The 12,679-nt window shown below is 65.0% G+C and carries 10 protein-coding genes and 1 pseudogene; 5 read left to right on the forward strand and 6 right to left on the reverse strand.

What is annotated here, in order from left to right; translation table 11 throughout:
* Positions 1-11: 11 nt before the first annotated feature.
* The 3 genes and pseudogenes from ACOGJC_RS00545 to ACOGJC_RS00555 all read left to right on the forward strand — a co-directional run.
* Positions 12-158 (forward strand): annotated as a pseudogene (locus ACOGJC_RS00545) (HepT-like ribonuclease domain-containing protein); the annotation flags it as partial.
* Positions 159-669: 511 nt separating this feature from the next.
* Complete coding sequence (locus ACOGJC_RS00550; RefSeq protein ID WP_419846560.1) at positions 670-3,039, forward strand: RCC1 domain-containing protein; 2,370 nt, start codon at positions 670-672, stop codon at positions 3,037-3,039.
* A gap of 128 nt (positions 3,040-3,167) precedes the next feature.
* A complete protein-coding gene (locus tag ACOGJC_RS00555) occupies positions 3,168-4,301 on the forward strand; it encodes a CAP domain-containing protein (protein WP_419846561.1) in 1,134 nt (377 codons plus the stop codon).
* A gap of 90 nt (positions 4,302-4,391) precedes the next feature.
* On the opposite strand, the gene prfB is transcribed toward ACOGJC_RS00555, so the two are convergent.
* The 4 genes from prfB to ACOGJC_RS00575 form a co-directional block, all read right to left on the reverse strand.
* Positions 4,392-5,492 (reverse strand): peptide chain release factor 2, encoded by a 1,101-nt coding sequence (prfB, locus tag ACOGJC_RS00560; protein WP_419846562.1) that lies wholly within the window; start codon positions 5,490-5,492, stop codon positions 4,392-4,394.
* A gap of 21 nt (positions 5,493-5,513) precedes the next feature.
* Positions 5,514-8,213: a preprotein translocase subunit SecA gene (secA, locus tag ACOGJC_RS00565; RefSeq protein ID WP_419846563.1), complete on the reverse strand. Its 2,700-nt coding sequence runs from the start codon at positions 8,211-8,213 to the stop codon at positions 5,514-5,516.
* A 118-nt stretch (positions 8,214-8,331) separates the two neighbouring features.
* Positions 8,332-8,664, reverse strand: a complete 333-nt coding sequence (gene hpf / locus ACOGJC_RS00570; RefSeq protein ID WP_419846564.1) for a ribosome hibernation-promoting factor, HPF/YfiA family — start codon at positions 8,662-8,664, stop codon at positions 8,332-8,334.
* Between the two features lie 23 nt (positions 8,665-8,687).
* Entirely contained in the window at positions 8,688-9,317 is a 630-nt protein-coding gene (locus ACOGJC_RS00575; RefSeq protein ID WP_419846565.1) for a ComF family protein, read from the reverse strand.
* A 108-nt stretch (positions 9,318-9,425) separates the two neighbouring features.
* Between ACOGJC_RS00575 and ACOGJC_RS00580 the strand changes: the two genes are divergently transcribed.
* Both ACOGJC_RS00580 and ACOGJC_RS00585 read left to right on the forward strand, forming a co-directional pair.
* Positions 9,426-9,743 carry a hypothetical protein gene (locus tag ACOGJC_RS00580; RefSeq protein ID WP_419846566.1) on the forward strand — a complete coding sequence of 106 codons (318 nt, stop codon included), beginning with the start codon at positions 9,426-9,428 and terminating at the stop codon, positions 9,741-9,743.
* On the forward strand, positions 9,740-10,120 hold the full coding sequence (locus tag ACOGJC_RS00585) for a PIN domain nuclease (RefSeq protein WP_419846567.1): 381 nt from the start codon (positions 9,740-9,742) through the stop codon (positions 10,118-10,120). The genes ACOGJC_RS00580 and ACOGJC_RS00585 overlap by 4 nt, the downstream gene beginning before the upstream one ends.
* A gap of 53 nt (positions 10,121-10,173) precedes the next feature.
* On the opposite strand, the gene mtnA is transcribed toward ACOGJC_RS00585, so the two are convergent.
* Positions 10,174-11,145, reverse strand: coding sequence for an S-methyl-5-thioribose-1-phosphate isomerase (gene mtnA, locus ACOGJC_RS00590; RefSeq protein WP_419846568.1), 972 nt, complete (start codon positions 11,143-11,145; stop codon positions 10,174-10,176).
* A gap of 17 nt (positions 11,146-11,162) precedes the next feature.
* Positions 11,163-12,605 carry an adenosylhomocysteinase gene (ahcY, locus tag ACOGJC_RS00595; RefSeq protein WP_419846569.1) on the reverse strand — a complete coding sequence of 481 codons (1,443 nt, stop codon included), beginning with the start codon at positions 12,603-12,605 and terminating at the stop codon, positions 11,163-11,165.
* Positions 12,606-12,679: the final 74 nt, after the last annotated feature.

Genomic DNA, 12,679 nt, shown 5'->3' on the forward strand with positions numbered 1-12,679 from the left:
ATCCTGACCTTCCCGTAAGGCAGGCGAAGTCTCTTCGCAACAAGCTGACCCACGAATACTTTGTCGCAAACCCTGACGTCTTGTGGAACCCCATCACCCAAGATGTGCCCGCCCTGGCGGCAAAGCTCGCAGCAATCAACAGCGCCGCCGGTCAATAACTCCAAATGAGGGAGACCTATACCTCCGCCTGCAGTGGTAGTCGGAAAGGACGTTTTCCGTGTTGCCGATCAACAGTCCGGTGGGGTGGCATTTGGCCTGTTGATAGGGGTGTAGAAGGTGGGTGTGCTAGAAGTTTAGGCTGTGAAACCCAGTGTTGTGTCGAGGGCTGTCGTGGTGTTCGGTACTTGGGTGTTGTTTGCAGCGGGTTTGGTGATTGCGGGGCCGGCTGCGGCTCAAAGCGGTGGGCAGCAGGGCGTGGCGGAGCGGTGCTTTGTGCACCACCAGTTCGGCCGGACGCCAGTCGACGTTGCCAAGACCTCCGATGGCCAGAGTGTTCTTGCTCAGGTGAGTTGGGGCCATCACGATGCCATTGGTTGCTATTTGAGCCTCGACGATGGGGCTTTGACTGCTTTGCGGGCCGCCCCGCCACCCCAGAGCCTGCCCTCCGCAGCGACCGACGCGTCAAGGCGATGTTTCGCGCACCACAAATTCGGCGAGCGGCCAGTCGATGTGGCCAAGTCCTCCGACCGCCAAACCGTGCTCGCCCGGCTCAGCTGGGGCTACAACGACGCCATCGGTTGCTACCTCACCCTCGACGACGCCGCCCTCACCACCCTCCGCACCGCCGCCCAACCGGAGCCCACTCCCAGTCCGACGCCCGATCCCACTCCGGATCCGACTCCTGACCCGACACCCGATCCCACTCCTGGCCCGACGCCCGATCCCACTCCGGATCCCACTCCTGACCCGACGCCGGATCCGACTCCTGGCCCGACGCCCGATCCCACTCCGGATCCCACTCCTGACCCGACTCCTGACCCGACGCCGGATCCGACTCCTGGCCCGACGCCCGATCCCACTCCGGATCCGACTCCTGACCCAACACCCGAAACCCAAGTAGCCGCAGGCGAGGGTCCGTACACCTTTTTCAGAATTGGCGGTGAGGGCAGACTCAACTTCGGGTGTGGTTTGCGCACCGACGGCACCATCGATTGCTGGGGCGACAATAGCCGGGGGCAAGCGACCCCACCTGAAGGGCAATTCACCACCTTTGTCCTTCACTACTACTCCGGGTGTGGTTTGCGCACCGACGGCACCATCGCCTGCTGGGGCGACAACGGACGGCGAGGGGGCCCGCCTAGCGGGAAGTTCTCAAGCATCGTCATAGAGGAGCTTTTTGGGTGTGGTTTGCGCACCGACGGCACCATCGCCTGCTGGGGCGTCAAATCTCGCGGCATTACTGACCCGCCTAGCGGGAAATTCTTGAGCGTCGCGATGAAGGAGCAGTTTGGGTGTGGTTTGCGCACCGACAGCACCATCGCGTGCTGGGGGTATGGTTCCAACGGCGAGACTGATCCGCCCTCTGGCACATTTTCGTCGATCGCGCTGGCCACCGACGATAAGCAGTTTACCCGTATCGCCTACGGGTGTGGTTTGCGCACCGACGGCACCATCGCCTGCTGGGGCGGCAGCAATTTGGGCGGTCGGACCGATCCGCCCTCTGGCACATTTTCGTCGATCGCTCTGCACGACGCCTTTGGTTGCGGGCTGCGCACCGATGACACCATCGCCTGCTGGGGTTTTCCCACCGTCCCCCGCTCGGATACCCTTCCCGAAGGGCGTTTCAAAGCCATCACCGTTGAAAAAACCGGTGCCAATGTGCGGGGTGGTTGCGGGTTGCGCACTGATGACACCATCGTCTGCTGGGGTTTACTGGCCGGCACTGCCCCAGACGGAACATTCACCTCCATCGCCTGGCATAAGGATATCGGGTGTGGTCTACGCACCGACGGCTCCGTCTCGTGCTGGGGACTGGCTACGTTTGCGGCTGGCGGCACGTTTACTTCTACCGTTTTCAGCCATAGGGTCGGGTGTGGTCTGCGGCCTGATCGCACCATCGACTGTTGGGGCGATAACCGATACGGTCAAGCCGACCCACCCTCCGGCCAATTCTCGTCGATCACGCTGTTCGGCGAATACGGCTGCGGGCACCGCCCTAATGGCGCCATTGCCTGTTGGGGCAACAATGATCACGGTCAGGCCGACCCCCCCTCTGGCCAATTCACCACCTTCGCGCTTAGCTGGAATTTCGGCTGCGGGCACCGCCCTAATGGCGCCATTGCCTGTTGGGGCAACAATGATCACGGTCAGGCCGACCCGCCCCCTGGCACATTCACCACCTTCGCCCTCGGCGCAAATAACTACGTTTGCAGTCTGCGGACGGATAGCACCATTGCCTGTTGGGGCAACAACCAATATGGTTTTGCTGACCCGCCCTCCGGCACGTTCACCACCATCGCCCTCGGCACATCTTCGGGCGGCTTGGGTGGAGCGAGTTGCGGGATTCGGACCAACGGCACTATTGCCTGCTGGGGCGGAAATGAATGGTACCCATGGTCTGACCCCCCCGCCGGACAATTCACCGATTTGTTTCTCGGGGAACATCGCCCGGACATTCGCGACGGGGGATTTGGTTGTGCGCAGCGTAAAGACGGCACAGTCGCTTGCTGGGGGAGAAGCGGATTCGGCCCGGTCAACTCGCCGCCAGGACAGTTCGTTAGCATACAAATTGCAACACAAAGGGGCTGCGGAATGCGAGCCGACAGGTCTGTGACCTGCTGGGACGCCTTCAATCCTGGGTTTACCACGTTGGGCGGGTTGGGCGGCGACCCGTTCGAGTCCGTCAGCCTTGGCACATACTCGGGTTGTGCGCTGCGCATCGACGGAACCGCTTCATGCTGGGGCGCATGCGGGCAAGCCCCTACAGGCACGTTCATCTCCGTCAGCAACCAAAATCGGAACGGATGCGGCGTGCGCGCCGACGGAACCGTCGACTGCTGGAGCATTTGGGGCCAAAGCTGGAGCGACTGGCCTAGGTAGGTCCACCTGTCCGGTCAGCTTCCCAAGATGGCCCTGCGAATCGTCTAGACAAGCACTTGGCAGAGGTGCAGCACGTGGGCGTGGTAGAAGGTTGGGCTGTGGGGCGCGGTGTTGTTTCCAGGGCTGTCGTGGTGTTCGGTGCTTGGGCTTTATTCGCGGCCTCGGTGGTGACTGTTGGTTCGGCTACGGCTCAAAGCAGCGGGCAGCAGAGCGTGGCGCAGCGGTGCTTTGAGCACCACAAGTTCGGCCGCCAGCCCGTCGACGTCGCCAAATCCGCCGATGGTCAGACGGTGCTTGCTCAGGTGAGTTGGAATTGGCACGACATCATCGGCTGCTATCTCACCCTCGACGACGAGGCGGTGGCCGCTTTGCAGGCGGACCCACCGCGCCCGGGCCTGCCCTCCGCGGCGACCGACACCTCGAGGCGGTGCTTTGCCCATCACAAGTTCGGAGAGCGGCCCGTGGAGGTGTCCAAGTCCGCCGACCGCAAAACCGTGCTCGCCCGCCTCAACTGGGGTTACCACGACACCATCGGCTGCTATCTCACCCTCGACAACGCCGCCCTCACCACCCTCCGCAACGCCGCCAACCCGGACCCCACACCCAGTCCGACACCGGACCCCACGCCGGACCCCACTCCTAGCCCGACACCGGACCCCACGCCGGACCCCACTCCTAGCCCGACACCGGACCCCACGCCGGACCCCACGGCCGAGCCGACGCCGGACCCCACTCCTAGCCCGACGCCGGACCCCACGCCGGACCCCACGCCGGACCCCACGCCGGACCCCACGGCCGAGCCGACGCCGGACCCCACGCCGGACCCCACGCCGGACCCCACGCCGGACCCGACGCCGGACCCCATCGACGATGACAGAGACATCCTCGCTGCCGAAGCCGAGATGGCCAGGCTGGTGAACGAACTACGCCAAAGCCTGGGTCTGGCACCGCTGTCATACAACGCCGATGTGGCCCGTGTGGCCCGTAATTGGTCACAAGCGATGAGGGACACAGGCGAGTTCGTCCACAACCCGATTTACTCCTCCCAATACCCGCCTGGCTGGTATCTAGCCGGGGAGAACATTGCCTGGGTCTCGGGCTTAGCGCTTCTAGGTGCGTTGCAACTGGCCTTTGACGGGCTCGTGGACAGTCCGGGCCACTACGCCAACATGACAAACCCCGGTTTTAACACCCTCGGTGTCGGCATTGCACTCGAAGGATCAAGGGTCTGGTTCACCCAGAACTTCGCCTACTACCCCTAACCAACCCTTTGCCAAAACTCAATGGACCTGACAAAGCAATGGGGCAAGAAATGGGTGCCACCCGGTATCAGCAGCGGATGGCCATCTGATTCAGCTCATGCGGCGCCAGCGGAGGTAGGCCTCTATTAGTTCGTCTAGGTCGCCGGCTAGGACGGCTTCTACGTTGCCTATGGAGACGGCGGTGCGGTCGTCTTTTACTTGTTGGTAGGGGTGGAGGACGTAGGAACGGATTTGGCTGCCCCATTCGGTTTTTTGGTGTTCGCCGGCTAGGCCGGCGATTTCGGCTTCTCGTTCGGCTCGTTTGAGGTCGGCGAGGCGGGCGGCCAGGATCTGCATGGCGCGGTCTTTGTTCTGGTGCTGGCTGCGCTCGTTTTGGCAGGAGACCACCACGCCGGTGGGCAGATGGGTGATCCGCACTGCGGAGTCGGTCACGTTCACGTGCTGGCCGCCTGCTCCTGACGAGCGGAAGGTGTCGATGCGGAGGTCTTTGTCGTCGATGTCCACCTCGTCGGACACCTTGTCGAAGAAGGGCACCACTTTGAATTGGGCGAACGCGGTGTGGCGGCGGGCGTCGGAGTCGAACGGGGAGATGCGCACCAGCCGGTGTACTCCCCGCTCCGACTGCAACAGGCCGTAGGCGTTGCGCCCCGAGATGGTGAAGTCGGCTGATGAGATGCCTGCCCCCTGGCCCTCCGACACCGAGTCCACCTTGAAGTCGAAGCCGCGGCGCTCGGCCCAGCCCTGGTACATCGCCAACAGCATCTCGGCCCAGTCCTGGGCGTCGGTGCCGCCTGCTCCGCTGTGCAGCTCGCACACCGCATCGGAGCCGTCGTGTTCGCCGCCCAGCAGCGAGCGCAGCTCCAGGGCGTCCACCTTGGCGGTCAGAGATTCCAGCATCTGGGCGATCTCCGGGGCTTGTGACTCGTCGCCCTCCTCCACGGCCAACTCGTGCAGCGTGTCGGCATCCTCCAGCGCGGCCTCCAAGCCGGCGAACAGCTCAATGTCCTCGGCCAGCTCGGCCAGCTCCCGGGTCACCTTGCGAGCCCGGTCGGGGTCGTCCCAAAGGCCGGGGGCGGCCGCGGCTTTCTCCAGGTCGGGGCGGCGGGCGATCAGGTCGTCGATGTGCAGGTAGCGGCGGGCTTCGTCCAGTTTGGATCGGAGCAGGGCGAGGTCGCCGGTGAAATCAGACACGGGGATTATGGGATTAGACAGTCAGCGCCCGCAGCACTGCTTGAACTTGCGGCCTGATCCGCACGGACAGGGGGCGTTGCGAGGGGTCTTGTCGAATTCCGACTTCACCACCGGCGTCTTCGACCTGGGGGCCGACTCCTCCACCACCTCCGGGGCGGCCGAAGCGCTGGCCAGAGTCGACTGGGTGGACGGGTCGGCCGGACCCGTCTCTGTGATGTTGCTGGTACCGGTGTCGTCGGCGCGGGTGGGGGCCTCCACGTTGATCTCGACGTGCATGATGTAGGTGACGAAGTCTCGGGCCACTCCGGCCATCATCTGGCCGAACATCTCGAACCCCTCCCGCTGCCACTCGGTGAGGGGATCCTTTTGGCCGAGGGCCCGCAAGTTGATGCCCTCTTTGAGGTAGTCCATCTCGTAGAGGTGCTCGCGCCAGCGCTGGTCGATGATGCGCAGCATGATCTGGCGCTCCACTTCTCGCATGGCTTCAGCGCCGACCTCTTCTTCCCGCTGCTCGTAGTGGGCCACTGCCTCGCCCACCAGCTGGTCGTAGAGGTCGTCGGTGGAGACCGCGGCGCCCAGCTCTTCGCCCCCCAGCGTGGTGGGCCACAGAACTCGGATCTCGGTCTCCAGCTGCTCTAGGTCCCAGTCGGCGGGATCCTCCGACGTGCATTGCCCGCCGATCACCGCGTCGACCGCTTCGCCCAAGTGCTCGAGGGCGTCGCCTCGCAGGTCTTCACCGGCCAGGATCTGGGCCCGCCGCTGGTAGATCACCTTGCGCTGCTCGTTGAGCACCTCGTCGTACTTGAGCACGTTCTTGCGTGCCTCGGCGTTCTTCTGCTCCACGGTGCCCTGGGCCCGCTCGATGGCCTTGGTGACCATCTTGGCCTCGATGGGCACGTCCTCGGGCAGGGCCTTGTCCATTACCCAGTTCATGGCCCCGGTGGCGAAGATCCGCATGAGGTCGTCTTCCAGCGAAAGGTAGAACCGGCTCTCGCCGGGGTCGCCTTGGCGCCCGGAGCGGCCTCGGAGCTGGTTGTCGATGCGGCGGCTGTCGTGGCGCTCGGTGCCTAGCACATACAGGCCGCCCAACTCCCGCACCTTCTCGCCCTCGGCCCCGCACTCGGCCTCGTATTTTTCCAGCAGCTCTGCTGCCCGGGCCTGGCCCTCGTCACTGGCGGGGTCGAGGCCCTCGGCCACCGCGTCCCGGCGGGCCATGGCCTCGGGGTTGCCCCCCAGCACGATGTCCACCCCTCGTCCGGCCATGTTGGTGGCCACGGTTATGGCGTGCAGCCGACCGGCCTGGGCCACGATCTCGGCCTCCCGGAAGTGCTGCTTGGCGTTGAGCACCTCGTGGGGAATGCCCCGCTTGTTGAGCACGTCGGCCAGCTTCTCGGAGTTCTCCACCGAGACGGTGCCCACCAGCACCGGCTGGCCCCGCTCATAGCGCTCGACCAGGTCATCGACCATGGCGTCGAACTTGCCCTTCTCGCTCTTGTAGATGAGGTCGCCCTCATCGGCCCGGACCACCGGCAGATTCGTGGGAATCGGCACCACGTGCAGGCCGTAGGTGCTGAACAGCTCGTTGGCTTCGCTCACCGCGGTGCCGGTCATGCCGGCCAGCTTGTCGTAGAGCCGGAAGTAGTTCTGGAGGGTGATGGTGGCCAGGGTCTGGTTCTCTTCTTTGATCTTCACCCCCTCTTTGGCCTCCACCGCCTGGTGCAGTCCCTCCGACCAGCGGCGGCCATCCAGGATCCGACCGGTGAACTCGTCGACGATCTTCACCTCGCCCCGCTGCACGATGTAGTCCTTGTCGCGGTGGTACAGCTCCTTGGCCCGCAGCGCGGCCTGGAGCTGGTGAACCAGGTTGGCGCTGACCGAGTCGTAGAGGTTCTCCACCCCCAGCGCCCGTTCCACCGCATGCACCCCATCCTCGGTAGGAGCCACGATGCGCTTCTCCTCGTCGACGTCGTAGTGGACGTCTCGCCGCAGGCCGCGCACCACGCTGGCGAACTTGTAGTACATCTTTGCTGCATCGGCCAGGCGCCCGCTGATGATGAGCGGGGTGCGGGCCTCGTCGATGAGGATGGAGTCGATCTCGTCCACGATGCAGTAGCTGTGGCCCCGCTGGACCCGCCGGTCAGCCGACATGGCCATGTTGTCGCGCAGATAGTCGAAGCCCAGCTCGTTGTTGGTTCCGTAGGTGATGTCGCAGCCGTACTGCTCGCGCTTGAACTCCGAACCCCGCTCTCCGGGGACCACCAGCCCGACGGTGAGGCCCAGCCAGCGGTGGATAGCCCCCATCCAGTCGGCGTCGCGGGCGGCCAGGTAGTCGTTCACCGTAACCACGTGCACACCCTCGCCGCCCAGGCCGTTCAGATACACGGGAAGAGTGGACACCAGGGTCTTGCCCTCGCCGGTGCGCATCTCGGCCACCCAGCCGAAGTGAAGGGCCGCGCCCCCCATCAACTGCACGTCGTAATGGCGCTGGCCGATCACCCGCCAGGCCGCCTCCCGCACCACCGCGAAGGCCTCGATCAGCAGGTCGTGGAGGTCTTCCCCGTTCTCCAAGCGCTGGCGGAACTCCCCGGTGCGGGCCCGCAGCGCATCATCCGATAGCGCCTTGGTCTCCGGTTCGAGCGCGTTGATGTCGGGCACCAGGTCTTCCAGTGCCTTGAGCTTCTTGCCCTCTCCAGTGTTCAGGATCTTCTGAAACACACTCATGTCAGCCCTACTCTACCGCTACGCCCTGTCCATCTAGTCAGCAGAGATGGCTTGAAATACGCCTGGCGTGCCCCTGACTGCAGACGCGAAGAAAGGCCGGTTGTCGCTTTAACGGGGCTTAGCTGGCCCGGCGCTCCCGGGAGTGGTGCTGGCGGTCGACCCGGCGGGTCTTGGTGCGACGGAGCTGGCGCTCCAGCTTGGCGATGGCCCGGTCGAGAGCGGCGAACGGCGTCGGTCCGTTCACCCGACTGCGGATGTGATAGCCGTGACCCTCCAGCGTGACCTCGCAGATGTCGGGCTCGGCGATTCGGGGGTTCTTCTCCTCGCTGAACCGGACCGTGGCGTGATCGATGCCCGACAAGTAACGGCTCAGCTTGCCCACCTTTGTTCGGGTGGTCTCCCCCAGTCTCTGCGACACCTGCATCCCGCTGCTGCTAATGGTCACTTCCATGGCGGCTCCCTTTCGGCTGGGGTTTAGTTGTGACTTCTCATGGTAGCCACACCGGGCGGCCGTTGTGAGGAGGGCAGCGGGGTTGCCCCGGCCACCACCGCGTCCACCCGTTGGGCACCGGCCCGGATCAAGGCCGAGGCTGCCGCTTGGAGGGTGGCTCCGGTGGTGACCACATCGTCAACCACCAACACCGCAGCCTGCGGAGAGCGGCGGGGAGCAAAGACCGGGGCACAGTAACGCTGGCTGCGGCTCCGGCCGGTTTGGCCCGCGTCGTCAACCCGGTTCAACAGTCCGACAACGGGCAGACCGATCTCTCGTCCCAAGGCCCGGGCCAACAGCTCAGCCTGGTCGAAACCCCGACGGCGGCGGCGGCGAGGCGAAGTCGGCGCCCATGTGACCGCGTCAGCAACCAGGTCCGAATGAAGGGCTCCGGCCATGGCCGACGCCACCCAGCGCACGCACGACCGCTGGTTGCGGTATTTGAGCCGGGCCAGCAACTCCCGGCCTGCCCCGACGTAGGCGAAGGCAGCCCACAACCCGGACAGGGGTTCAGGCGGGGGCATCTCCCCCACCGCCCGCATACCAGCCCGACACTGCTCGCACGGCGACGGCCCCGACCCTCCGCATCCCGCGCAAATTTGCAGCAACAACATGGCCCCACCCTAAGGACGACCAGTGACAGTTCGAGCCGGGGAGCACAGCGCTTGAGCTGGCAATACCAAATCGTGTGTATTTTCTCAGCACTAAAGTATGATGAAGGTATGTCAAAAGAACGGGTCACCATCACGGTGGAAGTAGACCTCCTCAACCACGCCAAATCAGCCGTGGAGACGGGCGTCTGCCGGTCGGTAAGCGAGTGGATCTGCGAAGCCATGGCCGAGCAAATGGCCAAGGACGCCCGGCTAGTCGCAATGGATGAGCTGATCGCCGATTTCGAAGCCGAGTATGGCCCCATCACCGACGAGGAGATCGCCGAGCAGGTACAGCTAGACCGAGACGCGTCGGCAGCCTGGAGGTTAGAGGGCGAGAGGAAGCTGGCCGCGTGGCAGCGGCAGCAGGCAGCCCAGCAAGCCGAATGAGCGAGATACTCGATGCGGGCGCATTCATCGCACTGGAGAACGGCGATCAGCTCATACGGCGGCGGTTCCAGCGCGCCCGACTATCGGGGATCCCGCTGAAGACCCACGGCGGAGTCATTGCCCAGGTGTGGCGAGGGGGAACCCGAGGCCAAGCCCGGATGGCAAGAGCTTTGCGATCGGTGGAGATCGTCGCGCTGGATGACGATCTGGGGCGACGAGCCGGGATACTGCTCTCCCGCTGCGGGATGTCGGACGCTATCGACGCCGCGCTCGTCGCCATGGCTGATCACGGCGACGAGATCATCACCTCTGATCCCGACGACCTGGACATCCTTGTGGCCGCCAGCCAGCGCCGGATCAACATCATCCCGGTTTGAGCTGCGTCTTCAGCCGCAGCAACACGGTCCATTGATCAGGCACCGACCGGTTGTCAGCCGATGCTTGTGCTGATGCCCTGTTCGGTGATGAAGCCGGTGACCAGTTCGGCGGGGGTGACGTCGAACGCCCAGTTCTGGGCGGCCATGCCCTCGGGGGCAAGCCGCACTCCGCCCACCTCGACCACTTCGGCACCGGGGCGCTGCTCCACCACGATGTCCGATCCCGACGGGGTGGCCGGGTCGATGGTGGATGTGGGCGCGGCCACATAGAAGGGAACTTCGTGGTACCGGGCCAGCACCGCCAGAGAGTAGGTGCCGATCTTGTTGGCCACATCCCCATTGGCCGCGATGCGATCGGCCCCCACTATGGCCAGGTCAACCTCTCCGGCGGCCATGAGCGAGCCGGCCATGGAATCCACCACCAGGGTTGCGGGGATGCCGAGCTGTTGAAGCTCCCAGGCGGTGAGCCGGGCGCCCTGGAGCACTGGTCGGGTTTCGTCCACCCACACCGAGGGTCGTCGCCCGGCCTCATGGGATGAGCGGATGACGCCTAGTGCAGTCCCCCAGCCGACGCAGGCCAGCGATCCGGTGTTGCAATGGGTGAGCACCCGGGCGCCGTCGGGCACCACCTCAGTGCCGTGGGCCCCGATGGCCTGGTTGACGGCCACATCATCGGCCGCGATCCGCACCGCCTCGGCCACCGGGTCGGGCGCGGCCAAAGCTCGGTCCACCCCCCAGGCCAGATTCACTGCCGTTGGCCGGGTGGCCTTCAGCATCGAGGCCACCTCGGACATGTCTCGGCCCTGCATGGAGGCCAGAGCCACTCCCATGGCCCCGGCGGCACCCAGCGCAGGCGCGCCCCGAATGGCCAGTGTGGAGATGCGCTCGCACAGCTTCTCAATACTGTGCACCTCCACCAACACCAACTCGTCGGGGAGCCGCCGCTGGTCGATCAGCCGGATGTGGTCGCCCATCCACTCGATGGTGGGGGGAATGGGAGAGCCCTCAAGCCCCGGCGACGACATCGCTCAAACCGTCCGAGTCAGTACCGGTAGTGGTCGGCCTTGAACGGTCCGTCGGTCGACACCCCCATGTAGTCGGCCTGGGCCGGGGTGAGCGTGGTGAGGCGTACGCCGAGGGCGTCGAGATGCAGCCGGGCCACCATCTCATCCAACTCCTTGGGCAGTGTGGTCACATCGGTGCCGTAGGCCTCCGCGTTGGCGTGCAGTTCCATCTGGGCCAGAACCTGATTGGTGAAGCTGCACGACATCACAAAGCTGGGATGACCGGTGGCGTTGCCCAGATTGAGCAAGCGCCCCTCCGACAAGATGATCACCGAGTGGCCGTCGGGGAAGACGTATTCGTCCACCTGGGGCTTGATGTTGATGCGCTGCACGTCAGACAGGGCGTTGAGCCCGGCCATGTCGATCTCATTGTCGAAGTGGCCGATGTTGCCCACCACGGCCTGGTGCTTCATCCGGCCCAGATGCTCGGCGCTGATCACGTCCTTGCAGCCGGTGGCGGTGACGAACAAGTCTGCGGTCTCCAGCACATCCTCGAGCCGTTGGACCTCGAAGCCCTCCATGGCCGCTTGCAGCGCGCAGATGGGATCCACCTCGGTAACCACCACCCGGGCGCCCTGGCCCCGCAGCGATTGGGCGCAGCCCTTGCCCACATCTCCGTAGCCGCACACCACGGCCGTCTTGCCGCCGATCATCATGTCGGTTCCCCGGTTGATGCCGTCGATCAGCGAGTGCCGACAGCCGTAGAGGTTGTCGAACTTCTGCTTGGTCACCGAGTTGTTGACGTCGATGGCCGGGAAGCGCAGCGTGCCGTCGGCCTTCATCCGATAGAGCCGGTGGACCCCGGTGGTGGTCTCCTCCGACACCCCTCGAACGCCCTCAGCCATGGCGGTCCACAGTCCGGGCTCGCTGTCCAGGGTGCGCCCCAGCAGACGGCGGATCTCGGCCAAGTCCTCGGAATCGGCCTCATCGGGATCGCCGGCGTCGCCGACAGCCTCGGCGTCGGCCCCCATGTGGACCAAAAGGGTGGCATCGCCGCCGTCGTCCAAGATGAGATTGGGCCCCCCGCCGTCGGGCCAGCGCAGCACCTTCTCGGTACACCACCAGTACTCCTCCAGGGTCTCGCCCTTCCAGGCGTAGACCGGAACCCCCTGGGGGTCATCGGGCGTGCCGCTGACACCCACGGCCACCGCGGCGGCAGCGGGATCCTGGGTGGAGAAGATGTTGCACGACGCCCAACGCACTTCGGCGCCTAGTGCGGTGAGGGTCTCGATGAGCACCGCGGTCTGCACGGTCATGTGGAGCGAGCCGGTGATGCGGGCCCCGGCCAAGGGCTGGCTGTCGAAGTGCTGGGCCCTCAGGGCCATCAGGCCGGGCATCTCGTGCTCGGCCAGGCGGATCTCCTTGCGTCCGGCCTCGGCCAAGGCCAAGTCGGCCACTTTGAAATCGTGTTCAAGGGTCAACGCGACCCTCCCTTGCTGTTGAGGTTTCCTGGCGGTCTTTCCCGCTTGAATCTAGGGAGTATGCCTGGCGGAGC

Source organism: Candidatus Poriferisocius sp., from assembly GCF_965204015.1.
Classification (GTDB): Bacteria; Actinomycetota; Acidimicrobiia; order Acidimicrobiales; family Bin134; genus Poriferisocius.